This is a genomic window from Ereboglobus luteus, from assembly GCF_003096195.1.
In the GTDB taxonomy this organism is placed as follows: Bacteria; Verrucomicrobiota; Verrucomicrobiia; order Opitutales; family Opitutaceae; genus Ereboglobus; species Ereboglobus luteus.
Genome location: NZ_CP023004.1, coordinates 3472365 through 3498516, shown reverse-complemented (window position 1 = coordinate 3498516; position 26152 = coordinate 3472365). Strand labels below are relative to the sequence as shown.

The 26152-nt window shown below is 60.9% G+C and carries 16 protein-coding genes; 8 read left to right on the top strand and 8 right to left on the bottom strand.

All coding sequences use genetic code 11. The features are described 5' to 3' along the window. The first annotated feature begins 155 nt into the window (after positions 1-155). The 8 genes from CKA38_RS12775 (at position 156) to CKA38_RS12740 (ending at position 14893) form a co-directional block, all read left to right on the top strand. Positions 156-2450 (top strand): GH32 C-terminal domain-containing protein, encoded by a 2295-nt coding sequence (locus CKA38_RS12775; RefSeq protein ID WP_161554901.1) that lies wholly within the window; start codon positions 156-158, stop codon positions 2448-2450. Positions 2451-2598: 148 nt separating this feature from the next. Beyond that, complete coding sequence (locus CKA38_RS12770; protein ID WP_108826583.1) at positions 2599-4032, top strand: sugar porter family MFS transporter; 1434 nt, start codon at positions 2599-2601, stop codon at positions 4030-4032. Positions 4033-4169: 137 nt separating this feature from the next. Further along, positions 4170-5078 (top strand): carbohydrate kinase family protein, encoded by a 909-nt coding sequence (locus CKA38_RS12765; protein ID WP_108825823.1) that lies wholly within the window; start codon positions 4170-4172, stop codon positions 5076-5078. Positions 5079-5425: 347 nt separating this feature from the next. Beyond that, complete coding sequence (locus CKA38_RS12760; protein ID WP_108825822.1) at positions 5426-7921, top strand: type I restriction-modification system subunit M; 2496 nt, start codon at positions 5426-5428, stop codon at positions 7919-7921. After that, on the top strand, positions 7912-9147 hold the full coding sequence (locus CKA38_RS12755; RefSeq protein WP_108825821.1) for a restriction endonuclease subunit S: 1236 nt from the start codon (positions 7912-7914) through the stop codon (positions 9145-9147). Before CKA38_RS12760 ends, CKA38_RS12755 begins: the two co-directional genes overlap by 10 nt. Further along, complete coding sequence (locus CKA38_RS12750) at positions 9144-11096, top strand: GmrSD restriction endonuclease domain-containing protein (RefSeq protein ID WP_108825820.1); 1953 nt, start codon at positions 9144-9146, stop codon at positions 11094-11096. The genes CKA38_RS12755 and CKA38_RS12750 overlap by 4 nt, the downstream gene beginning before the upstream one ends. Further along, a complete protein-coding gene (locus CKA38_RS12745) occupies positions 11089-14184 on the top strand; it encodes a type I restriction endonuclease subunit R (protein ID WP_108825819.1) in 3096 nt (1031 codons plus the stop codon). Before CKA38_RS12750 ends, CKA38_RS12745 begins: the two co-directional genes overlap by 8 nt. Continuing rightward, on the top strand, positions 14177-14893 hold the full coding sequence (locus tag CKA38_RS12740) for a M48 family metallopeptidase (protein WP_108825818.1): 717 nt from the start codon (positions 14177-14179) through the stop codon (positions 14891-14893). The genes CKA38_RS12745 and CKA38_RS12740 overlap by 8 nt, the downstream gene beginning before the upstream one ends. A 26-nt stretch (positions 14894-14919) precedes the next feature. Here CKA38_RS12740 and CKA38_RS15900 read toward each other — a convergent pair whose 3' ends face one another. From CKA38_RS15900 to CKA38_RS12700, 8 genes are all read right to left on the bottom strand, one after another. Next, positions 14920-15132 carry an LbetaH domain-containing protein gene (locus tag CKA38_RS15900; RefSeq protein WP_192881137.1) on the bottom strand — a complete coding sequence of 71 codons (213 nt, stop codon included), beginning with the start codon at positions 15130-15132 and terminating at the stop codon, positions 14920-14922. 13 nt (positions 15133-15145) lie between these two features. Continuing rightward, entirely contained in the window at positions 15146-17395 is a 2250-nt protein-coding gene (gene feoB, locus CKA38_RS12730; protein ID WP_108825817.1) for a ferrous iron transport protein B, read from the bottom strand. Positions 17396-17409: 14 nt separating this feature from the next. Then, the gene (locus tag CKA38_RS12725; protein ID WP_108825816.1) at positions 17410-18402 is read right to left on the bottom strand and encodes a metal-dependent transcriptional regulator; all 993 of its coding nucleotides are present in this window, start codon (positions 18400-18402) and stop codon (positions 17410-17412) included. Between the two features lie 116 nt (positions 18403-18518). After that, on the bottom strand, positions 18519-19898 hold the full coding sequence (locus CKA38_RS12720) for a M20/M25/M40 family metallo-hydrolase (protein WP_108825815.1): 1380 nt from the start codon (positions 19896-19898) through the stop codon (positions 18519-18521). Between the two features lie 95 nt (positions 19899-19993). Further along, a complete protein-coding gene (locus CKA38_RS12715; RefSeq protein WP_152032861.1) occupies positions 19994-20797 on the bottom strand; it encodes a hypothetical protein in 804 nt (267 codons plus the stop codon). A gap of 35 nt (positions 20798-20832) precedes the next feature. After that, positions 20833-21273, bottom strand: a complete 441-nt coding sequence (locus tag CKA38_RS12710) for a hypothetical protein (RefSeq protein ID WP_108825813.1) — start codon at positions 21271-21273, stop codon at positions 20833-20835. Between the two features lie 119 nt (positions 21274-21392). Further along, complete coding sequence (locus CKA38_RS12705; RefSeq protein ID WP_108825812.1) at positions 21393-22799, bottom strand: efflux transporter outer membrane subunit; 1407 nt, start codon at positions 22797-22799, stop codon at positions 21393-21395. Positions 22800-22941: 142 nt separating this feature from the next. Next, positions 22942-26139, bottom strand: a complete 3198-nt coding sequence (locus CKA38_RS12700) for an efflux RND transporter permease subunit (protein ID WP_108825811.1) — start codon at positions 26137-26139, stop codon at positions 22942-22944. Positions 26140-26152 lie beyond the last annotated feature (13 nt).

The following is a 26152-nucleotide window of genomic DNA, read 5'->3' as shown; positions in this document are numbered from 1 at the left end:
CAAGAATGTAATTGGCAGTCTTGCGCGCGACGGGGATTTGTGGAGCGAGTTCATTCCCTGCCATGCGCAATCCCATCACGCCCCAAACACATCCCCTCCCCTCGCGCATCCGACGGTTTCTGTCGTTTGTCGCAACCTGTCTCCCAGCATTCCTCATGCCGCCTCTTTTTGCCGCAGTGAATGCGCAAAGCGCGCGTCCCGTTTTCAAAGACACTGTCACCGTCTGGAACATGGACGCGGCAAAATCCGCCGCCGGCGATCCTGTGACAGTTTCCGGCGCGATCACGCTCGGGCAGCCGCTTGGGGGTGGCGACCGCGCGGCCTCGCTCGCTCGCGGAGGCGACGGGATTGCGGCGCGCTTCTCGGGCGGATTCCTCCGTGCCGATCGTTTTACTACACCGAAGGGCGACCGTCTCACGATTCTCCTTCGCATAAAACCCACTGCCAGCCTGACGAACAGCGAGCTCTTTTGCAAACACGGCGGCCATGCCAAAACCTCCTTCAATCTTTACGCCAACAACGGCGCCATCGGTTTCCAGATCGGCGTGAAGGGACGGCCGAATCTTGGCGCGGATGTGCGCCTGCCGGCGTCCGCCATCGAACAGGGTGTGTGGCACGACGTCATCGCCCGCTACGACGGGCGGCAGATCGCGCTGTTCGTCAACGGCCGCCGCGTCGCGTCCGCGCCGGCGTCCGGCGAGCTGCGCGAAAACGCGGAGCCTCTGATCATCGGCAAAGCCATGCGCGGCGACATCGACCACGCCGCAATCTGGGCGCGCGCGCTTTCCGACGACGAAATCGTTGCGTTGAGCGGGGGCGCCGCGCTCGTTGCTAAAAACCAGGAGGCGCTTCGCCCGAAGATTGAGGCCGTGACCGGCAGGGACGGACTCGGCACGGTTGACCAGCTCCGCGCCGCGCGCGACCTGCGCGCCAAGCTCGCCGCCGATCCGCACCGCCCGCGCTACCACCTCATGCCGCCCGACGGCTATTGGAACGACATCAACGGCACGCTTTATTGGAAGGGCCGCTACCATGTCATGTTTCTCGGACGCCAGGCACCCGACACGCAGACCGTCCTCGAGGGGCGCGACAACGACCACCCGCGCGAAATTTGGCTGCACGCGTCGAGCGCCGACCTCGTGCACTGGGTGCACCACGCGCCCGCGGTCGCACCCGTTTTCGACGGCTCAATGCCGCGCGGCATTTACAGCGGCGACGCCGTGAACGACGCGCCCGTGCCCACGCTCATTTACCACGTCCCCGGTCAGGGCACCTGCATCGCCACCGCCGACGATCCCGACGACCCCGAGCTCGTCCGCTGGACGCCCGACCCGCGCAACCCGGTGATCTCCGACAAAACCGCGCCGCCCGAAGTTCGCGTCTTCGATCCCACCGCCTGGCGCGAAGCCGACGGCACCTACTACGCGCTCATCGGCAACAAAAACGGAACGCCCGGTTACGAGGGCGACAGCAACAGCCTCTACCGCTCCACCGACCTTGTGAACTGGGAGTATCGCGGGCCGTTCTACAAATCCGACCGCAAGTGGACCGCCGCGCACGAGGACGCCGCCTGCCCCGACTTTTTCCCCATCGGCAACGGCAAACACATGCTCCTCATGCACTGCCACCAGCCGTTCAACAGCGTGCATTATTACATCGGCGTTTGGGATCGCGCCGCGGAAAAATTCATCCCCGAATCGCACGGGCGCATGAGCTGGGCCGCCGGCTCCGTCGCCGGTCCCGAGACGCTGCTCGACGGCAAGGGCCGCCGCGTCTTCTGGGGCTGGGTGCAGGAACCCTACCGTCCCACGCAGGTCAGGGGGCAAACCGTCGCCTCGGTGACATGGGGCTCCGTCGCCACGCTGCCGCGCATCCTCTCGCTGTTCCCCGACAACACGCTCCGCATTCAGCCTGCGCCCGAGCTCGAAGTTCTCCGCCACAACGAGCGCTCGCTTTCGAGCTTCACCGTCTCCGGCGAGCGCGACCTCGGCGGACTCAGCGGCGACACGCTCGAAATTCGCGCCAAAATCACCCCCGGGAAATCCGGGCGCTTCGGCATCATCGTCCGCGCCACGCCCGACCGCGCCGAGCAAACCGTAATCTGGATCGACCCCGGCAAAAACACGCTCACCGCCGACATCTCCAAATCCACGCTCAATCCCGCCGCGCGCTGGACAAAGGGCCGCGCCGCGTTCCTAAAAAACCTCCCGCGCGACCAGCACCACGTCACCGAGCAAACCGCCCCGTTCACGCTCGCGCCCGGCGAGGCCGCCGACCTGCGCGTGTTCGTGGACAAGAGCGTCATCGAGGTTTATGTGAACGAGCGCCAGTGTCTCACGCAGCGCGTTTACCCGACGCGGCCCGACGCGAAGGACATCGCGCTCATCGCCGAGGAGTCGCCGGTCACCGTCGAAAAACTCCAAGTCTGGGACATGCACCCGATTCAATAATCAATGGAACTCCATCCGCATTGGGTAGGGCACGCTCGCCGAGCGCGCCGAGAATTTTCGGATGACAAACGCGGCGGCCTCGGCGAGACCGCCCTACCAAAGGCACCGCACTATTTTCCCAAAATGCTTTAACATCCCCTCGAAACCCATGACCGCCTCATCAACCCAAGACAAAACTGCCTCGCCCAATTCGTTCCTGCTTCGCTGCTCGCTCGTGGCCGCGCTCGGCGGGCTCCTGTTCGGTTTCGACACCGTCGTCATTTCCGGCGCGCAAAACCAGCTCAAGGAACTGTTCCAACTCAGCGGATTCACGCAGGGCTTCATGACCGCTTCCGCGCTCATCGGCACCGTGATCGGCGCGCTTCTCGCCGCGCGCCCGAGCGACGCGCTGGGTCGCAAGCGTTGCCTGCAATGGGCCGGCGTGTTGTTTTTTGTGTCGGCGGCCGGCTGCGCGTTCGCATGGGATTTTTGGTCGCTGATCGTGTTTCGCGTCATCGGCGGCCTGGGCATCGGCGGCTCGACGGTGATCTGCCCTCTGTATCTCGCGGAGATCTCGCCGGCGCGCTGGCGCGGGCGGTTGGGCGCGTTTTTCCAGTTCAACATCGTGCTCGGCATCCTCGTCGCGTATCTGTCGAACTATCTGCTCGGGCTCGTTGATTTCGGCGCGGCCGAGTGGCGCTGGAAACTCGGCGTCGAGGCGTTACCCGCGCTCCTGTTCTGGCTGCTCCTGCGCAACATTCCCGAAAGCCCGCGCTGGCTCATCATGCGCGGACGCGCCGACGAGGCCTCGCACGTGTTCGCCGAAACCGGCGTCGAAAATCCCGCCGCGCAAGTCGCGACCATTCAAGCCTCGCTCGATGAGGAAACCGGCGCGAAAAAAATCTCCGAGCCGCTCTTCCGGCGCATCCACGCGCTGCCCGTTTTTCTCGCCGTCTCGGTCGCGATGTTCAACCAGCTCGACGGCATCAACGCCCTGCTCTACTACCTAAGCCCCATTTTCGGCATGGCCGGTTTCGACAAGGTTTCCGGCGACCTGCAATCCGTGTTCATCGGCGCGACCAATCTCGTCTTCACCATGCTCGGCATGGCGATCATCGACCGCGTGGGCCGCAAGACGCTGCTCCTCGGCGGCGCGATCGGCACCGGATTGTGCCTGCTCGGCGTGGCGTGGATTTTCACAATCAACCAATACCAAGGCGCGCTTGTCTGGCTGCTCGTCGGATACATCGCCTGCCACGCCTTCGGACAGGGCGCGGTCATCTGGGTGTTCATCAGCGAGGTTTTTCCGAACCAGGTGCGCTCAAAAGGTCAGGTGCTCGGCAGCTCGACACACTGGATCATGGCGGCGGCGATCTCGTGGCTGTTCCCCGTGTTCGCCAAAAACGCCGGCGAACCCGGCGCGGGCATTCCGTTTTATTTCTTCGCGGCCATGATGGTGCTGCAAGTCACCGTCGTGCTGCGCTGGTATCCCGAGACCAAGGGCGTGCCCCTTGAGGAAATTCAAAAACGCCTGTCCGGAAAAAATAAATCCCTTAGGGACGTCGCTTGCGACGCCCGGGTTTTCATCCTTAACCGCAGATAAACGCAGATGGACACAGATATCCAAACCATCGAACCGCGACACACATTGTTTTTCGCATCTGCGGTTATTTGTGTCCATCTGCGGTTAAAAAATCCGGAAATTTTAATTCGAAATAGCTCCCGGGAAAGCAAACACGAATGAACACAAACGACAAAATCCCCTGCAAACCGCCGCTGCTCGTCTTTGGCGAAATCCTGTGGGACATGCTGCCCGCGGGCGCCCGCCCCGGCGGCGCGCCCGCAAACGTCGCCGTGCTCGCGCACGCGATCGGCGCGCACTGTCTCCTCGCGAGCGCCGTGGGCGACGACGAGCCCGGACACGATATGCTCGAGCTCCTGTGCGAGCGCGATTTCCCGACCACGCACGTGCAAGTGATCGCCGGCGCGCCCACGGGCGCGGTCGATGTCACAATCACCGGCACGGGCATCCCCGCGTATCGGATTCGCGAAAACACCGCATGGGACCACATCGCGCTCACATCGGAGCTCGCCAAAACGGCGTCGTGCGCGGCTGCATTTTATTTCGGCTCGCTCGCGCAACGCTCAGGGGAATCCCGCGCGACGCTGAAAAAACTCCTGCAAACCATCCCCGCGAATTGCATGCGTTTCTTCGATGCAAACCTGCGCGAACCCTGGCCGAGCGCGGACGTGCTGCGCGACTCGCTTGCGCACGCGGACATCCTCAAACTCAACCACGAGGAACTGCCGCTGCTCGCCTCATGGCTCGGCCTGCCAACGGAGGAGCGCGCCTTCGCCGACGCCGTCTTCGCGCGCCACCCGGTGCGCACTCTGCTGCTCACAAAAGGCCCCGCCGGCGCCGATGTATTCGACAAAGGAGTCGAACCGGTCCGCGTCCCCGCCTCGCCCGCCGAAAGAATCATCGACACCGTCGGCGCGGGCGACGCCTTCTCGGCGGGTTTCATCGACGGCTGCCTGCGCGGCCTCTCGAGCCGCGAGGCGGCCCAATGCGGCAGCGACTTCGCCGCCCGCGTCTGCGAAAACGCCGGCGCCTGGCTGCCCCCGCGCGCCTTGCGCAAAGACGGCTGACGCCAGCGCGACCAAACCAACACCCGGCGGATTTGCGGGTTGAGTGAGTGCAGGAGCGAAGCCTATTTTCGCCTAAAAATCTTTTGCTAAAAAGGTGCAAAGCATTTTGCCTTGGCGAAATACCCGAGGCTTAATCCCCGCATCATTTTTTCCTGTGAGCAAACACACCACCAACGAAGAACAGCAATTCCTCGACGAGCTCGACAACTCTTTCCGCGACTCGAAAAGCGAAGACTCCCTAGACTGCGACGTTTACAAAGCCGTCGGTTAAGAAGCGGCCATTCGTTGCATCAATTTCGACAAACAACCCGCTGGTAGTTTTTCTTAACCTTCTTTTAAACTGATTTATGGCTATCAAAAAATCCGACCTCTATTCCTCTCTCTGGGCCTCCTGCGATGAACTGCGCGGGGGGATGGATGCCAGCCAATACAAGGACTACGTCCTGTTCATGCTCTTCATCAAATATGTCTCCGACAAATACGGCGACTACGACGGATTCGAACCGCCGGTCGTCATTCCGAAGGGTGCGGGCTTCGAGGACATGGTCGCGCTCAAGGGCAACCCCGACATCGGCAATCTTATCAACACGCAGGTCATCCAGCCGCTCATCGACGCCAACTCGCGCCTCGCCCGCAGCGATTTCCCCGATTTCAACGACTCCAACAAACTCGGCGCCGGCGCGCAAAAGGTCGAGAAGCTGGGCAACCTCATTGCCATTTTTGAAAACCCCGCGCTCGATTTCTCAAAAAACCGCGCCGAAAACGACGACATCCTCGGCGATGCCTACGAATACCTCATGCGGCACTTCGCCAGCGAGAGTGGCAAGAGTAAGGGACAATTCTACACCCCGTCCGAAGTCAGCCGCATTATGGCGAAACTCATCGGCATCTCCCCCGCCAACTCCAAGGCCGGCACCACAGCCTACGACCCCACCTGCGGCTCCGGCTCGCTGCTGCTGAAAGTCGCCGCCGAGGCGGGCAAGCGCATCACCCTCGAAGGACAGGAGAAGGACGTGACCACCGCGGGCCTCGCCCGCATGAACATGATTCTGCATGACTTCCCGACCGCCACCATTCTATCGGGCAACACCCTCTGCGACCCCAAGTTCAAGGACGGCGAGCAGCTCCGCGCCTACGACTACGTGGTCGCCAATCCACCCTTCTCCGACAAAGCTTGGTCCACCGGCCTCACGCTGGGAGAGAGCGGCGGCGGCGACTGCTTCCAGCGCTTCGCCTGGGGTGTGCCGCCCCAAAAACAGGGCGACTACGCCTACCTGCTCCACATCATCCGCTCCCTGAAAAGCACAGGCAAAGGCGCGTGCATTCTCCCGCACGGCGTCCTCTTCCGTGGCAATGCCGAAGCCGCCATTCGGCGGCAACTTGTCCGCTCCGGCTACCTCAAGGCCATCATCGGCCTGCCCGCCAATCTCTTTTACGGCACGGGCATCCCCGCCTGCATCATCGTGCTCGACAAGGAAAACGCCGCCGCACGCAAGGGCGTCTTCATGATCGACGCCTCCAAGGGCTTCAGAAAAGACGGCCCGAAAAACCGCCTCCGCGAGCAGGACATCCACAAAATCGTGGACACCTTCACCCGGCAGGACGAAAGCGACCGGCGCTACGCCCGCATGGTGCCCGTTGACGAAATCGCCGACCCTAAAAACGACTACAACCTCAACCTCCCGCGCTACATCGACAGCACCGAGCCGGAGGACTTGCAGGACATCGACGGCCATCTACGCGGCGGCATCCCGGAGCGCGACATCGTTGCGCTCGACCATTATTGGAAAATCATGCCCGGCCTGCGCGCCGCCCTCTTTGCGCAATTCAATCGCCCCGGCTACGTCACGCTCAAGCACCCCGTCGCCGAGGTGAAGCCAGCCATTTTAGGCCACGGCGAGTTCACCGCCTTTACCGCCAAAGCCGGCAATATCCTCGCGCAATGGCAAACGGACACCCTTCCGCTGCTCAAAGGCTTCGACCGGGACAGCCATCCCAAGCCGCTCATCGAAACCATCGTCGAAAACCTGCTCGCCACCTTCAAAACCGCGCCGCTGCTCGACGCCTACGACGTTTACCAGCACCTCATGGACTACTGGGACGCCACTATGAAGGATGATTGCTACCTTATTGCCGATGTCGGCTGGCGGGACGGCGTCTTGCCCCGCGAAATCAAGCAGATCAAAAACAAGGAGGGCAAACTCGTCTGGCCCGAGAAGGAGGACTTCAAGAAAGGCAAACGCCGCTTCAAGTCCGACCTCATCCCCGCCGCCCTCCTCATCGCCCGCTACTTCACCGCCGAGCGCGATGCTACCGCCGCCCTCGAGGCCGAACTCGCCAACATCGAGCAGCAGCTCGACGAAAAACGCGAAGAACAAAGCGGCGAGGAAGGTCTGCTTGCGGAAGTCATCGAAGGCGAAGGCGAGAAACAGAAAATCACCGCCAAGGCCGTGAAAGCCCGCCTCAAGGAAATCGGGCATGACCCGGACGACGCCGAAGAACGCCAAGCCCTCGAAGACTACGCCGCGCTGCTCGACCAGCAAGCTACCGCCAAGACCCGGCTCAAAGCCGCGCAGGAAAACCTCGAAAACAAAATCGACGCCAAATATCCCGTGCTCACCGAGGACGAGATCAAGACCCTCGTCGTTGACGACAAATGGCTGGCGACGATTGCCGCCGCCGTGCAGGGCGAAATCGACCGCGTCTCGCAAACCCTCACCCTCCGCATCCGCCAGCTCGCCGAACGCTACGCCACCCCGCTGCCGCAACTCACCGACGACGTGGCAACGCTCGCCGCCAAAGTGGACGAACACCTCAAAAAAATGGGGGCCATATGGAAGTGAAACCGGACTACAAACAGACCGAGGTGGGTGTCATCCCGGAGGATTGGGAGGTGAAGCCGCTTGGAGAGATCGGTGGCGTCCGTATGTGTAAACGTGTGCTTAAGCACCAAACCCGAGAATACGGAGACGTTCCATTCTTCAAAATCGGCACTTTCGGCGGTGATGCAGATGCTTTCATCTCTCAATCCCTGTTTGATGAGTTTAAGCGGAAGTATTCGTTTCCGAAAAAAGGCGACATATTGATTTCAGCTGCAGGAACAATCGGAAGAACTGTGATCTATGACGGCTCCCCCGCCTACTTTCAGGACAGTAACATTGTTTGGATTGATAACGACGAGTCGAAGGCAACTAATGCTTACCTTTGGCATCGTTATCAAGTTACTAAGTGGTCATTTTCTCACGGAGGCACAGTAGCGCGACTATACAATGATAATCTAAAGACCAAGATTCTCATTCCCGTTCCCGCTCTCCCCGAACAACGCGCCATTGCGGAGGCGCTGAGCGATGTGGATGGACTGCTGCACGGGCTGAACCAACTCATCGCCAAGAAGCGCGACTTCAAACAGGCCGCTATGCAGCAACTCCTCACCGGTCAAACCCGCCTCCCCGGCTTCCACGGTGAGTGGAATCGTTTGAACATGGCGGACGACTCGACGTTGAAGGCTCGCATCGGCTGGCAAGGACTCACAACAGCGGAGTATCTGAAAACAGGTGACTACTTCCTCGTCACGGGAACTGACTTTTCTGATGGGCACATTGCTTGGTCGAGCTGCTGTCATGTCACTGCCGAACGTTATACGCAGGACCGAAACATCCAACTGCGCCCGAATGACATTTTGCTCACGAAGGATGGGACAATCGGAAAAGTTGCGTTCGTTGAGTCACTTTCCAAACCCGCGACGCTCAACAGCGGTGTGTTTGTAATTCGCCCCAAAGACGAGGCCTACAACCCGCGTTTTTTCTACTATGTTCTCACGTCTCGCATCTTTGAAGAGTTCCTCACCAAGCTCCAAGCCGGTTCAACAATTTCCCATCTCTACCAAAAAGACTTCGTGAGTTTTTCATTTCTCGCTCCCTCCTCCCTCCCTGAACAAACCGCCATCGCCACCGTGCTGACGGACATGGACGCGGAACTGGCAGCGTTGGAACAACGGCGGGAAAAGACCCGCGCCCTCAAGCAAGCCATGATGCAGGAACTTTTAACCGGAAGAATCCGCTTACTATGAAAATCTCCACCATCCTCGACCATATTGACAACGGACACATGGCATTGCCCGAATTCCAACGCGGTTACGTCTGGAATCGCGACCAGGTAAAAGGATTATTTGATTCGCTCTACCGGCGGCACCCGGTTGGCGGGTTGCTGGTGTGGGCAACGGAAGCAAAAACCGCCGCGCATCGCGGCGAGGGGCCGCTGGCTCCCGGTGTCGTCAAGCTTCTACTGGACGGACAGCAGCGCATGACTTCGCTCTACGGTGTCGCACGCGGCAAGGCGCCGAAATTTTTCGACGGAAATCCCGCTGCTTTTTCAGGACTCCGCTTTCATCTCGACACAGAAACCTTTTCTTTTTTCCAGCCTGTCAAAATGCGGGACGATCCCCTTTGGATTGATGTCTCGGCGCTGATGCAACAAGGGCAAGCCGGGCATGAGACACTGGTGGAATCGCTCGCCGAGCATCCCTCCATCGGCACACGCGCGGTCAAGTATTCCGCACGCATTTCGCGCATTCTCGGCATTGCGGACATAGATCTCCATATCGAGGAAGTCACCGGCAATGACAAGACGCTGGATATTGTGGTGGATATTTTCAACCGCGTGAACAGCGGCGGCACAAAACTCTCCAAAGGCGATCTGGCGCTTGCCAAGATTTGCGCCGATTGGCCGGAAGCCCGCGACACGATGAAGTCGAAGCTCAAGGAATGGGCCAAAGCCGATTACCATTTCAACCTCGATTGGCTGCTCCGCTCGGTCAACACCGCGCTGACCGGAGAAGCGAAGTTTCAGTTTTTGCACAACCGGAATGCCGAGGAAATCCAGGACGGCCTCAAGCGGGCAACGAAGCACGTGGACACCAGCCTCAATCTGATCAGCGGGCGGCTGGGCTTGGATCATGATCAGGTTTTCTTCGGACGCTTTGGCGTGCCGGTCATGGTGCGCTATCTCGATCAACAGACCAAACCGCTGAACGAGAAAGACCGGGACAAACTGCTCTTTTGGTTCGTGCAGGCAGGCATGTGGGGACGCTTCTCAGGCTCAACAGAATCATTCATCGATCAGGATCTGGCTGCACTCGAAGGGGCGGACGGCGGGCTGGACAAATTACTGGAGCAATTGCGCCTCTGGCATGGAGGGCTGCGCGCCGAACCGGGACATTTCACCGGCTGGAGCCTCGGCGCCCGTTTTTATCCTGTGCTCTATTTGCTGACCCGCATGGGTGCGTCGAAAGACTGGGGCACCGGACTTCCGCTGAAGGCAAACCTGCTCGGCAAGATGAGCCGGCTGGAAGTGCACCACATCTTTCCCAAAGCGCAGCTCTATAAACACAAATTCAAGCGTGCGGACGTGAATGCCCTGGCGAACTTCTGCTTCCTCACCAAAGACACCAACCTCGATATCAGCGACCGATTGCCCGAAAACTATTTTCCCGAAATAGAAAAAGCGCATCCGGGAGCCTTGGCATCGCAGTGGATTCCCGCCGACCCTGCACTATGGAAGATTGAAAACTACCCGGCATTCCTCGAAGCCCGAAAAATCCTGCTCGCGGCGGAACTCAACAAACGCATGGAAGAACTGCTGCACGGTGACACCAAGTGGCTATCTGGCCCCACCGCCACGGTGCCGCCCATCGCTTTGGCTCCCGGTAGCATCGCCAACAACGAGGAAGAAGCGCAAATCAACGAACTCAATCACTGGATGCAGCAGCAAGACCTCCCGCTCGGGACGGTAGCATTCGACTTTGCCGATGCCGCCACAGGCGAACAGAAAGCCGTCTTTGACATCGCCTGGCCCAATGGCATCCAGGAAGAACTCAGCCAGCCGGTGGCCGTGCTGTTGGGCGAAAGCCCTGAAACGATAGGGATCGCCAGCCAGTCAGGCTATCGCTGTTTCACCAGCGCCGAAGATTTCCGCCGCTATGTGAAAAACGAAATTCTTACGGAGGACACTCATGCCTGAACAACCCCGCTCCGAACGTAAGACGCAAAACCGCGTCATCGCCCTCTTCACCGACCCCGCCCGCCCCGACTGCCTCGGCTACCGCTACCTCGGCGACTGGCACAAACGCGAGAATAACCGTTGCATCGAGGCGGACTTGCTCCGCGCCAATTTGACGAAGCGCGGATATTCCGAGGCGCACATTGCCGCCGCCTTGCAAAAATTGATGGCCGCCGCGGACGCGACCGGCATCACGCTGTATCAGGCAAACCTGCGCACCTACCAACTGCTGCGCTATGGCGCGTCCGTGCAGATTGCCGTTGGAAAGCCGAGCGATCAGGTGCATCTGGTGGATTGGGAGAATCCGGAAAACAACGACTTCGCCCTTGCCGAGGAAGTGACTTTGCGCGGCGGCCACGAACGGCGTCCCGACATCGTGCTGTATCTGAATGGCATCGCCATCGGCGTGATCGAGCTCAAGCGCGGCTCGGTGGAAATCGCCGACGGCGTGCGCCAGCTCATCACCAATCAGGAGGAGATTTTCAACAAAGGTTTCTTCCCCACCGTGCAGTTTGTTTTCGCGGGCAACGATTCCCAGGGACTGCGCTATGGCACGGTGACGACCAGGGAGGAGTTTTTCGTGGAATGGAAGTCGGTCAACACCGCCCCCTTGACAAGCGGAGCACTGCTGGACCGTCCGCTCGCCGAAATGTGCGAAAAATCCCGGCTGCTCGACCTCATCCGCGACTTCATCATCTTCGACAGCGGCGTGAAGAAAGTGCCCCGTCCGCATCAGTTCGCGGCGGTGAAGGCGGCGCAGGAACGCATCCGCCACCGCGAAGGCGGCGTGATCTGGCACACGCAGGGCAGCGGCAAAAGCATCCTGATGGTCTTGCTCGCCAAGTGGCTGCTGGAAAACGATCCGCAAGCCCGCATCCTCGTCGTCACCGACCGCGACGAACTGGACAAGCAGATCGAAGGCGTGATGAAAAACGCCGGCCTCGTCGGCAAGGATTCGCCCGATCCCCGCATCCTGAACCGGGCGGAGTTTGTCAGCAAACTCGGCACGCCCGCCCCCCGGCTGCTCTGCGCGCTGATCCACAAGTTTGACCCCGCCGACCTGAATGGTCCGCCGCCCGCCGTGCATGGCCGTTTCTATGTCTTCGTGGATGAATGCCACCGCACGCAAGGCGGCGACATGAACCGGCAGATGAAGCGTTGGCTGGAAAATGCGATTTTTATCGGCTTCACCGGCACGCCGCTTCTGAAAAAGGACAGGCAGACCACGAGGGACGTTTTCGGCACCTACATCCACACCTACAAGTTTCACGAAGGCGTGGCGGACGGTGTGATTCTCGACCTGAAATACGAGGCACGCGATGTGCCGCAACGCCTCACCTCGCCGCAGGCCATCGAGGCCTATTTCGAGCAAAAAACCAAGGCGCTGAATAATTTTCAGAAGGCCATCATCCGCAAACGCTGGGCCACGATGGAGGAGCTGATGAGCGCCGAGGAGCGAAAGGCGCGCATCGTTGCCAGCATCATCCATGATTTTGACACCAAGCCGCGCCTCAACAACGACCGCGGGACGGCGATCCTTGTCGCCGCGAGCATCTACGATGCGTGCCATTACTATCGGATTTTCCAGGGCAAAGCCTTCGGCCGATACTGCGGCGTCATCACCTCGTTCGAGCCGAACCACAACGCGATTTCCAGAGAACCGGCCAACAGCGACGAGCGCTACAAGTTCGAAACCTACACCCAACATGTTCTCAAAGACGGCCAGACCACCAAGGCCTACGAGGATGAAGCCAAGCGGCAATTCATCGAAGAGCCGGCCAACATGAAGCTGCTGATTGTGGTGAGCAAACTCCTCACCGGCTTTGACGCGCCGAGTTGCTCCTACATCTACCTCGATAACGAACTCCACGACCACAACCTTTTCCAGGCGATCTGCCGCACCAACCGCCTCGACGGCGACGACAAGGATTACGGTTACATCGTGGACTTCAAAAGGCTGTTTAAGGATGTTCAGGAAGCCATCGCCATCTATAGCTCGGACGAACTCGACATTGACGCGGGCAATGGCGGCTCGAACAACATCGAACTGAAAGACTGGCTCAAAGAAGGCAAGACGCGGCTCGACACCGCCCGCGAAGCACTCCACCACCTGTGCGAACCCGTGCCGCCGCCGCGTGAGATGGAGCAGTTTTTGCGCTACTTCTGCGGGGATGCCGCCAACCCGCAGGCGCTTGCCGACACCGAGCCGTTGCGCATTTCATTTTACAAAGCGGTGGCGACGTTCGTCCGCGCCTATGCCAACATCGCGCAAGACCTCGCCGAAGCCGGTTACAGCACCACAGAGGCTACGGCATTACAGACCGAGGTGGGCTTCTACAGCGACATCCGTTCCGCCATCAAAAAACACTCCGGCGAAGAGCTGGATATCAAACCCTTCGAGGCCGACATGCGCCACTTGCTCAACACCTACGTGCAGGCCGACCCGGCGACGGATGTGGGCAATCTTAACGAGCTGTCACTTATGGAGTTGATTGTTGAGAGCGGCATCCACGACGCCATCGCCAAGAAACTCAACGACAAGGGCAAGCTCTCGAAGAACGCCATCGCCGAGGGCATCATCAACAACGTCCGCAAAACCATCATCCGCGACCAGCTCACTGATCCTCAATTCTACGAGCAGATGTCGAAGTTGCTTGATGACCTCATCCAGCAAAGCCGTGAGGATGCCGAAGGCTATGAAGCGTTCCTTCGGAAAACCGAGGAACTCGCAAGGCGCATAGTAAAGAAGGATGCGACCGCCGGCGTGCCGACTGTTTTGCACGGCAAACCGAGGGCTGTTGTAATTTACAACAATCTGGACAGCATCCCGGCGACCACCTTCAAATGCCCGTCGGATAATGACGGAAAAGCGCAACTCGCGCTGAATCTCGACCAAGCCATGCGCGAACACGCCCCGGCTGGATGGCGAGGCGATGAGACGCGGGAGAAGCAGGTGCTTAATGCGCTTTATCCCATCATGGGCCGCGACCGGCAGGCAACGCAGGCTATTTTCGAGATCATCAAGAACCAACGGGCTGCCGATGAGTGAGACGGTCAAACTCGGGGAGATTTCGATTCAGGTGACCCGAAAGGACATCAAGAACGTCCATCTCTCTGTTCATCCGCCCGATGGCCGCGTCACGCTGGTCACTCCGAAAACAACGCGCCTCGAGGTGGCGCGCGCGTATGCGATTTCCAAGCTCGGCTGGATTCGGAACCAACAGGAAAAACTGAACAGACAAGCACGCGAAACACCCCGCCAATTCGTGGAACGGGAAAGCCATTACCTCTGGGGGCGGCGGCATCTGATGACCATCAGACACCGCGACGCCAAACCTTCCGTGGTGCTCGACCACAAACGCATCACCCTGACCGTGCGCCCCGGCAGCGCTGCCGCCAAGCGGTCCCAAATAATCCATGAGTGGCACAAGTCTCTGCTTCATGCCGTGGTTCCTGCGCTTATACGGCAATGGGAACCGAGACTGAAAGTGAGGGTGGCGGCTTACTTTCTCCAACGGATGAAAACCAAATGGGGAAGCTGCAACCACCGTGCCGGGCACATCCGCCTCAACACGGAACTCGTGAAGAAACCCAGAGACCTGCTCGAATACGTGCTTGTCCACGAGATGATTCACCTGATCGAGCCAACCCACAGCGAGCGTTTCATATCCATAATGGAAACACACTACCCCTCTTGGCGCGAAGCGCGGGCGGAATTAAACGAATTGCCGCTTGGTGCGGAAGTGTGGAGGGAATGAAGGGGAATGAGCGGCGAGCCCGGCGATTACTCCAAAATCGTTTCCTTTGTGTTGCGCGGGCGGATGACTGAGGCGGCGTCGCCTTGGTAATAGGCGATGCTGTTGGCGGGCATCGATTGCATCAGCCACACGTTCGAGCCGACGATTGAGTTTTCGCCGATCACCGTGTCTCCGCCGAGAATCGTCGCTTTGGGATAGATGCGGGCAGATACATCAGCATTTGCGGCGCGTTGGAGCACAAGGTTCGTTCAATCATCCGGCGGCCATGCGCCATACAAACGCGACGAGGCTGCAGAGGGCGACGCCGATGGCGATGGGCATGAAGGTGGCAAGCGCCGTCCATTTGGCCGAGCGCGTTTCCTTGTAGATCGTGTAGATCGTCGTGCTGCAGGGGTTGTGGCAGAGGCTGAAAAGCATCAGGTTTATTCCCGTGAGGAGCGTCCAGCCGCCCTGGGTCAGGAGCGTTTTCACACTGGCGTTGTCGGTTTCAAAAATCACGCCGGCTTCGCTTCCGGGCACGACGTGGCCGGTCAGCAGCACCGTCAACATCAGGACTGTCGGGATGACGATTTCGTTGGCGGGTATCGCGATAATGTAAGCGAGCAGGATGACGCCGTTGAGTCCGATGAACCACGCGAGCGGATCAAGCCCGCCGACAATCCACCCGGCGAGGCTGGTGCCGCCGATGGTGACGTTGGCGACAAGCCAGATGACCGCGCCCGCCGGGGCCGCAAACACGATGGCGCGCCACAGGACAAAGAGCGTGCGGTCAATGAGCGAGGTGTAGAGCGTGCGCAAAATATTCGGCGGGCGATACGGCGGCAGTTCCAGGCTGAACGTGGACGCCTCGCCTCGCAGCACCGTGCGGCTTAGCGCCCACGAGGTGAGCAGCGTCAGCGCAAAGCCGAGCACCGCGATCAGGAAAACCGCGAGGGTCGCCGTCACGCCCGCGAGCGCGGCGGGCGCGAGCGCGCCGAGAAAAATCGTGGCGATGAGGATTTGCGCGGGCCAGCGTCCGTTGCAGATGGCAAAATTGTTCGTGATGATTGCGATCAGGCGTTCGCGCGGCGAGTCGATCACGCGCGCGGCGATGATTCCGGCGGCGTTGCAACCGTAGCCCATCGCCATGGTGAGCGATTGTTTGCCGTGCGCGCCGACTCGCTGGAAAAGCCGGTCGAGGTTGAACGCCACGCGCGGCAGGTAGCCAAAATCCTCCAGTATTGTAAACAGTGGAAAGAAGATCGCCATGGGCGGCAGCATCACGCTGATCACCCACGCGGCGGCGAGGTAAACGCCGTCGATCAGCAGTCCCGCCAGCCACGGCCAGAGGTGCGCGTGCGCCAGGTCGTGCAGGAATGGATAGATTTTGCCGAGCAGAAGCGTGTTGAGCAATTCGCTGGGATAATTCGCCCCGCTGATTGTGATCCACAACACGACGGCGAATGCCAGGCCCATGATCGGGAAACCCGTCCACGGCCCGGTGAGGAGCGCGTCGAGTTTGTTTTGCAAATCGACGCGGCGCGACGCGCCCTTGCGCGCAACCGAGCGCGAAACGATGCGCGAGGACTCCGCGTAAATGGCCTCGGTGAGCCGGTCGCGATAATTTGACGGCAGCTTCCAGCGCATGTGCAGGGCAGTCTCGACAATCGACACGCCCTCGGGATTGTCCGCGGCGGGCGAATTGGCGGCGGATTCGGAGCCTGTGTTCGCGGTGGCGGCATGATCGCCGGCGAGCGTGCCGATGCGCCCGTTTCGCACCAAGTCGGCAATGGAGCGGTCGCCCTCGAGCAGGCGCAGCGCAATCCAGTCGGGATGCGCGAGCGCGGGAAATGTTTTTTTCAAGCGCTCCACGATGAGCGGAAGCGCCTCGCGGAGGCCGGGCACATCGAGTTGAAGGCGGCGGGGTTTGCACACCACCGCGCCCGTGGCGACGGCGTGGATTTCGGCGAGCAGTTTATCGATCCCCTCCCCTCGCCTCGCCGCGCACGGCACGACGGGAATGCCCAAGTCGGCGGAAAGGCGGCGCGCGTCGATCACAAGATTGTTGGCGCGCGCCTCGTCCATGAGGTTCAGGCAGAGCACGGCCTTGTCGGTGATCTGCAACACCTGCAAAACGAGATTGAGGTTTCGCTCGAGCGAGGATGCGTCGGCCACGATCACCGAAACATCGGGCTGGCCGAACAAAATAAATTCGCGCGCGACGGTTTCGTCGGGACTCGCCGAGCGCAGTGAATACGTGCCGGGCAGATCGACGATTTTGTAGCGTTTGCCCTGATAGGAAAAACCGCCCTCGGCGCGCGCGATTGTTTTGCCGGGCCAGTTGCCGGTGTGCTGGCGCAATCCCGTGAGGCTGTTGAAGACGGTGCTCTTGCCGGTGTTCGGATTTCCCGCGAGCGCGATGACACAATCCCACTGGTCGATGCGCACGCCGAGCCGCTCCAGCCCTTCGCGCGGAGCGGAAGGGCAAGTTGAGCAGGAGGACGGAGGACAGGCGTCGGACATCGGGAGAAATGATTCTAATTTTGCGCGGCAGGGGCGGTTTCGGGCAGCGGACAAATCAAGACCTGCTCCGCCTGCTCACGGCGGAGCGCGATCAACGTGCCGCGCACACTGAACGCCGCCGGACCGTGAAACGGGCTTTGCATCGCGTATTCGATACGGCTGCCGGGCACGAAACCGAGGTCGAGCAGCCGCGAGCGCTCCACGCCGATGCAGCCGGGCAGCAAAAGCAGCACGTCCGCGCTTTTGCCAATGGTGAGATCGGAGAGCCGGCGCGCGCCCTCGGGCACGCGCTCGTCCGCGGCAACCGGCGGGCGCGCGCGAATCATTGTGGCGAGTTCGGACGGAAGCGATATCTCTCGCGCCTCGACGGAAAGCCGGCAGGCGGCGGCGTTTGCTTCCAACAGGGAGAAACGCATTCCGGCATAAACGCCCGCCTCAACCAGTCGCGAAAACAAAGCCGGCGGTTCGTCCTCGACGTGCTCGATCACTCCGCAATCGCCCGGGCGAAACGCGAGCAGCGACTGCCCCTTGTGCGCCGGCCAGGTGCCCTCGCGGGTCGGTATGGGATCGCCGTGCGGATCGAAGCGGGGATTGTCCAGCTGGTCCGAAAGGCGGTTGACCTCGTCGCGCGAAAGCTGGTGCTCCTCCTCGTGCGCAATCTCGTGCCAGCGCTCGGGCTTGACGCCCGATTGGCGGGCAAGCCGTGTTTCCGTCAACCGGTGCGCGCGCATGATGAGCAGGCCAATTTCGCGCCCTTGCGGCGCAAGCGTCCAGTTGCCCGATTCGGAAACCGTCACCAGCCCGGCCTCGCGCGCCTTGCCCAGCGCGCGCAAGACATCCTGCAAAGGAATCCCCGACACGCCCGCCAGGTGCTCGCCCGACGGCGCGTGATTTTGGTATTCGCATTCGAGCATCACGCGGAGGATGTCCTCGATCAACTCCTGCTCCGCGTTGTGCCGCGACGGGGATGGAACTGGCTGCGATGATGGACCGGTTTCAGGCGGCATGGCTTAGCCAAGGTAGCACAGACATTTCTGTCTGTGCGGAGAGTTCGCGCAAATCACGGCACAGACAGGAATGTCTGTGCCACCTTCGTCGAAACACGTTTTTTGAAAAACGTGTTTCATCCGCGCGCGATTTTTTCGTAAACCTTTTCAACGGCCAGGATGCCCTTCTCCATTACGCCGAGGTGAAAGCTTTCGTTCGGCGCGTGCAGGTTGTCCTCGGGCAGAAACAGGCCGAGCAGCATCGAGTCGAGGCCGAGCACGCGCTTGATGTCCGCGATGATCGGCACGCTGCCGCCCTCGCGCAAATACAGCGGCGCGTTGCCGAACACCTCGGTCACCGCCGAGTCGGTGGCGCGAAACGCGCGCGCAAGCACCGGCGACTGGTCCTTCGGCGTGTTGCTCCGGCCGGGCGGCACCACGACATAGGCCTGCGCGTCGTGCTGGTTGACCAGCTCAAACGTCACATCCTTCGGCATGCGCTCCTTGATCGTGTTGTAAACCAGCTCGCGGATTTTTACCGGGTCCTGATTCGACACCAGGCGGCAGCTAATCTTCACGAACGCCTTGCTCGGAATAACAGTCTTCGTGCCCTCGCCCTGATAACCGCCGCCGATGCCGTTGAACTCGAGCGTGGGTCCGTAGCGCGTGGCCTCGAACGGTGTGTAATCCTTCGCCGGGTGAAACGCCGGGATGCCGAGAAACTCGCGATACTCCTCCTCGCTCTGTCCGAGCTTCGTCAGCTCGTCGCGCTCCCACTGCTCCACGGGCAGCACGTCGTCGTAGAAGCCGGGCACGTTCACGCGCCCGTCGGGCGAGTGCAGCGACGCGCACACCTCGGTCAGCGCTTGTATTGGGTTTCTCAATACACCGCCGTGAAGCCCCGAGTGCAGGTCCATTTTCGGCCCCGTCACAATCAGGTCGAGCAGCATCAACCCGCGCAATCCGCACGTCACGACGAGCTGGTCCTCGCGGGGGCTGCCCGTGTCGGACAAAATCACGCAGTCGGCCTTGCCGAGGCGGTCCTTGTATTGCTCAAGGAACGGCAGGAAACTCGGGCTGCCCATCTCCTCCTCGCCCTCGATGACAAAAGTGATTTGCAGCGGCAGGTCCGGCTCGCGCTCCAGCAGTTTTGTGATCGCCGCGATGTGCACGAGCAGCGGCCCCTTGTTGTCCGCCGCGCCGCGCCCGTAGATGCGCTCGCCGCGAATCTCCGGCTCAAACGCCGGACTCTCCCACAGGTTGAGCGGATCGGCGGGCTGCACGTCGTAGTGCCCGTAAACAATCACGTGCGGCCAGCTTTCATCGCCGCCGCGGTGCGCGTAAATGACAGGATGCACTCCCGACGGAATCGAAACAACATCGACCTTGAAACCGGACGATTTCAGCAAATCGACCACCAGATCGCGCGCCGCCGCCATGCCGGCCTTGGCGGACGAATCCGTGGAAATACTCGCGCAACGAATGAACTCTTTCAGTTTTTCAACAGGATTAAACATGCCTCACACCGTGACGCAAAAATCCTCCCTGCGCTAGCCGAAAGATGGCGCAACACAGTCCGCGTTGCGCCGAAAAATGAGCGAGGGGAAATTCCTCACGCTTTTCCAAGCAGCTCTTGCAGGCGCTCGACGGTCGGTTCTTTTTCGCTGATCGAGGCGAGCGAGACGTAGCGCGGCTTGGGAAGCTCGGCATGCGTATTCGCCTCCTCGGGGCGTCCCGCGGCGAGTTCGAAGGGCACGGCCATGCGCAGTTTTCTCATGCTGTGAATGCGCGAACGCGTGCCTTCCAGCTTTTGCCCGAAGCCCGTGGGGCGTTCGACCGTGAGTTGCACCGAGAGGCGATGGTGGCCCGTGACAATGTTGGCGTTCGTGCGCACGGGCAGCATGTAAACCGCGGCCTGCCCCGCGGCGAGGTGGAACTTCGTGTAGGTGGCCTCGGGGCGTCCGATGTCGGGAAGATGTCCGAGGCGCACGGTCACCACGCTTTGGCGCGAGCGGTAGTTTTCGAGAAAGAGAAATAATGTCGTCTCACCCGAGCGCACCAGCGTGTCGGGAACAAAAAACGCCGTGGCCGCCACGCCGCGGCAGGTGGCGAGCAGGTCGAAGCCGAGCTCGCCGGCGAGCACGTTGTGCGACTTGGGCACGTCCACCCGGTCGCGGTAGCTTCGGTAAATGCCCCAGATGCCGTAGACGCAGGGCGCGCCCAGCGCCACAGCGGGCATCCAGGCCCAGGGCCTGCAGCCCTCCACTTGCACGCCCGCCACCGTGAGGACGATGGCGGCGAGGCCGGCGACGATGGTCCAGAACCACACGGCGGTGCCGCCGCGCCGGATCGGGCCCGCGTCGGGTGTGCGGTCGGGCGTTTCGGTATAAAGAATGTTTGAGTCTTGGGTGTTCATGTCGGTTTCGGTGTTTGTGTTTCGCGCTTCCTTGCTCAACCCGAGTGGCGGCGGCGGTAGCCCGTGCGCACGGCGATTATCAGGCCGAGCATGATGAGGACCTTCGGCACGATGCCGTCGAACATGTGCAGCGGATAAAAGATTCCGATGAGCACCTGGAGGGTCACATAAAACACAAACGCGGAAACGGAGGCGCGGAACGGCGCGTATTTGCCCCACACCCACAGGATCGCGAGCACGGTGCCGACGACAACCATTCCGATGGCCATGCCGAGGTCTTTTTCTATGGCCGGATTGATGTCCGTTATGGCCATGGCGTAGTTGACGCACCGGTAAATGGGAAACAGCGCCGAGATAAACTGCACAAGGGCGGTGGCGAACAACCAATCGCGGCCCGAAAGGATCTGCTGCTCGCGCGCGGAGCGTGACTGGCACTCGCGCAGCATTCGCAATGTGTTTTGTAGATATGTGCTCATGTGGGAATTTTCGATTTTCGATTTTGGATTTTCGATTGGGCGCTTCCGCGCCGTGGGATTTCCGCAAGCGTTTTATATGCCCCGAATCCGAAAACGAAAACTCAAAAAATTGTTAATTGTTATTGTTGCTGTTGCTGGACCCAGCCTCCGCCGAGTGACTTGTAGAGCGTGACGTAGTTGGCCAGTTGCGCGAGGCGGGCCTGCACGAGGCCTTGCTGCGCGGAGAAGAGGCCTTGCTGCGCGGTCAGCACCGTGAGGTAGCTGTCGACGCCCTGCTTGTAGCGGGTGTCGGAAAGGTCGTAGCGGCGTTGCTCCGAGGCGACGCGCAATTCCTGCGCCTTAATTTGATCGACGTAGGTCGTGCGCGCCACGAGCGCGTCGGACACTTCCTTGAAGGCCGTCTGGATCGTTTTCTCATACTGCGCGAGCATGATTTTCTGGTTGGCCTCGGTGACGGCGAGGTTGGCCTTGAGCCTTCCGCCGGTGAAGATGGGCACGTTTATGCTCGGCGCGAAGCTCCACATGAAGGAGTCGCTTTTGAAGAGGTTGTCGAGTTCGACGCTGCCGAAGCCACCGTTGCCGGTGAGCGAGATCGACGGGAAGAACGCGGCGCGCGCGGCGCCGATGCTGGCGTTGGCGCTGCGGAGCGTGTGCTCGGCCTGGAGGATGTCGGGGCGGCGCGTGAGCAGGTCGGAGGGCACGCCGGCGGGAAGCTCGGCGATGATGCCCTGCCGTCCGAGCGGGAGCGGCGCGGGGAGGTCGGCGGGAAGCGGCGCGCCGACGAGGAGCACGAGCGCGTTGCGGGCTTGCGCGAGCTGGCGCTTGATGTCGGCCACGCTGGCGCGCGTGCTGTGGACTTGCGTCTCGGCGGTCTTCAGGTCGAGCTCCGAAACCACTTCGCCGTCATACATTTTTTTGATGAGGTCGTAAGAGTCCTCGACAGTTTTGAGCGTGTCCTCCGCGATGACGAGCTGCTCGTCGAGCGCTCGCTCGGCGAGGTATTGCGAGGCCACGCCGGCGATGAGCGTGATCTCGGAGCTGCGGCGCGCCTCCTCGGTGGCGAGGTAGGTTTCGAGCGCGGCGTCCTTGAGGCTGCGAACGCGTCCGAAGAAATCGAGTTCGTAGGACGCGATGCCTACGCCGACGGTGAACTGGTTGCCCGTCGAGGGCTGCCTGCTCATGGAAAACTCCGCGGGTGTGCGCGAGCGGGTGTAGCCGCCCGAGCCGGCGACGGTGGGCAGGAGCGCGGCGCGTTCGATGCGGTATTGCGCGGCAGCCTGCTCGACGCGGAGCGCGGCGACGCGCAGGTCGCGGTTGTTTTCGAGCGTGAGCTTGATGATTGATTGCAGGCGCGGATCGCCGAAGAAATCCTGCCACGCGATGTCCTTCACCGCGGCGGGCTCGTCGGTCGCGCCGGCGTAGGCGGTCTCGACGGGCAGGGACGGCTGCTCGTATTTCGGCGCCATGGTGCAGCCGGCGAGGAGCACGAGCGCGATGGCGCCAAGGGTTAAAGTTTTCGTCTTCATTGAGCGTTTTGGAAAAATTCTAAAATTGGTTTATTTTTTAACCACGGAGTTCACTGGGGAGCACGGAGGAGGACATTGTTTTATATGTTCATGTTTCTCCGCGTTCGCCGTGTGCTCCGTGGTTAATTCATTGTTTGTTTGGTCAGGAGTTCGCTTTTTCGATCTTGTTCGGCTTGCTGCGGAAGAGTTTCGTGACGACGACGAAGAGCACCGGAACGAAGAAGAGCGCGAGGATGGTGCCGGTGACAACACCGCCGAGCACGCTGGTGCCGATGGCGTTTTGCGAGCCGGCGCCCGCGCCGGTGGAGATGGCGAGCGGGACGACGCCGCAGCCGAAGGCGAGCGAGGTCATCAGAATCGGGCGCAAGCGGAGCTTGGCGGCGTGCACGGTGGCTTCGAGCAGCCCCATGCCCTCGTCAAAGGCGTCCTTCGCAAATTCGACGATCAGAATCGCGTTCTTACAAGAGAGACCGACGGTGGTGATCATGCCGACTTGGAAATAAACGTCGTTGGTCATGTTGCGCGACCATACGGCGAGCACGGCGCCGATGAGGCCGAGCGGCACGACGAGGATGACGGAGATGGGCACCGTCCAGCTTTCATAGAGCGCGGCAAGACAGAGGAACACGACGATGAGCGAGATGGCGTAGAGCGGGCCGGCTTGCGCGCCGGACTGCTTTTCCTCGTAGGAGAGTCCGCTCCAGGCGACGCTGACGCCGGCGGGGAGTTTTTCGCTTACGATTTGCTCCATGGTGTCCATGGCGAGGCCGGTGCTTTTGCCGGGGAATTCGCTGCCCTGGATGGTGACGGAGGGAAAGCCGTTGAAGCGGTCGAGCGCGGTGGAGCCGTATTCCCAGTGGGTGGTGGTGAAGTCCGAGAAGGGCACCATTTCACCCTTGTTGTTGCGCGCATACCAGAGGCCGATGTCCTCGGGCATCATGCGGTATGGGGCGTCGCCCTGGATGTAGATTTTCTTGACGCGTCCGCGGTCGATAAAGTCGCCGATGTAGCGCGAGGCCCAGCCGATGGAGAGGGTCTGGTTCACCTCGGCGATGGAGAGGCCGAGGGCGCTGACTTTTTCGAGGTCAATGTTGAGGTGGAATTGCGGGGTGTCGTCCATGCCGTTGAGGCGCACCGCGGCCAGATTCTGGTTGTAGGCGGGATCCATGTTCGCGGAATAGATGAGTTGCTGGCGCGCGGCGGTGAGCGCGTCGTGCCCCATGCCCTCGCGGTCGAGGAGTCGCATTTCGAAGCCGCCGGCAACGCCGAGCTCGGCGATGGCGGGGGGCGTGAAGGCGAAGGTGAGCGCGACTTTGATCTTGCTGAAGTGCGCCATGGCGCGGCCGACGACGGCGTCGACGCTGTTGTCTTTTTTGTCGCTCTTTATGCCGAACAGTTTGCGCACCTTGGCGGAGAAGCTGCTATCTATGCGCTCGTCCCAGTCATACAGTTTGATGAAGCCGAGGGAGGCGTTCTGGCCGCGGCCGCCGAAGCTGAATCCGCAAATGGTGAAGATGGTTTCGACGGCGTCCTTTTCCTCCTCAAGGAAGTAGCGTTCCACCTCCTTGAGCACGTTGACGGTCTGCTCCTGGGTGGAGCCGGGGGGCAGGATGGCCTGCATGACGGCGTAGCCCTGGTCCTCCGAGGGAAGGAATGATTTCGGGAGGCGCACGAAGATGAGGCCCATGGCGACGGTGATGCCGACGTAGATGAGCATGATGCGCAGGGGGCGCTTGACGATGCCCGCGACGCTGCGCTCGTAACCGTTGGTGCCGCGCTCGAAGACCTTGTTGAACCAGCCGAAGAAGCCGCGCTTCTTTTCGCCATGGGCGCCGGTCTTGACGGGCTTGAGCATGGTGGCGCAGAGGGCGGGCGTGAGCACGATGGCGATGACCACCGAGAGGATCATGGCCGAGGCGATGGTGATCGAGAACTGCCGGTAAATGACGCCGGTCGATCCGCCGAAGAACGCCATCGGGGTGAACACCGCGGCGAGCACCATGGCGATGCCGACGAGCGCGCCGGTGATCTGGCCCATTGATTTTTTCGTCGCCTCCTTCGGCGACAATCCTTCCTCGGACATGACGCGCTCGACGTTTTCGACGACGACGATGGCGTCGTCAACCAGCAGGCCGATGGCGAGCACGAGGCCGAACATGGTGAGCGTGTTGATGGTGAACCCGAAGACTCCGAGCACGGCGAACGTGCCGAGCAACACCACGGGCACGGCGATCGTGGGGATGATCGTGGCGCGGATGTTTTGCAGGAAGAGGAACATGACGAGGAACACGAGCACGATCGCCTCGATGAGGGTCTTGACGACCTCCTCGATCGAGATGCGCACGAAGGGCGCGGTGTCCATCGGGTAGATGGCGGCGAGGCTGGGCGGGAAAAACTTGGAAAGGTTTTCGACCTCGGCGTGGATGCGATCGGAGGTGGCGAGCGCGTTGGCGCCGGAGGCGAGTTTGATGCCGCAACCGGCGGAGGGCTGGCCCTTGTAGCGCGCCTCGAAGTAGTAGCTCTGCTTGTCCTTCTCGATGCGGGCGACGTCCTTGAGGAGCACTTGCGAGCCGTCGGGGTTGACGCGCACCATGATGTTTTCAAATTCCTCGGCGGTGGTGAGGTAGGTCTGCGCGGTGATGGTGGCGGTGAGGCGCTGGCCCTTGGGCGAGGGCGTGCCGCTGAGCTCGCCGACGGAGACCTGGGCGTTTTGCGCCGAGATGGCGGCGAGCACCTCGGATATGCTCATGTTGTAGTTGGTGAGGGCGTGCGGGTTGACCCAGATGCGCATGGCATACTTGGCGCCGAAGAACTGCACGTCACCGACGCCGGCCACGCGGCTGAGAGGGTCGCGCACCTGTGTCTCGACATAGTCGGCGATGTCGGAGTCCGACATGGAGTTGTCCGTCGAGTAGAAGGACACCATCATGAGGAAGTTGCGCGTGGCTTTTTGCACGGTCACGCCCTGGTCCTGCACTTCGTCGGGCAGGAGCGGGAGGGCGAGTTGCATCTTGTTTTGCACCTGCATTTGCGCGATGTCGGGGTCGGTGCCGACCTCGAAGGTGATGGTCATCGAGAGCGAGCCGTCGCTGTTGCTCGTCGATTCCATGTAGCGCATGTTGTCGATGCCCGTCATCTGTTGCTCGATGATCTGGGCGACGCTGTCCTGCACGGTTTTTGCGGAGGCGCCGGGATACATCGCGCTGATCGAAATCGCGGGCGGCGAGACGTCGGGATATTGCGAGACGGAAAGCGTGTTGATGGACAACAGGCCCGCCAGCATCATGAAGATAGCGATAACCCATGCGAACACGGGGCGGTCGATAAAAAATTTGGCCATGAGAGAATCCTCC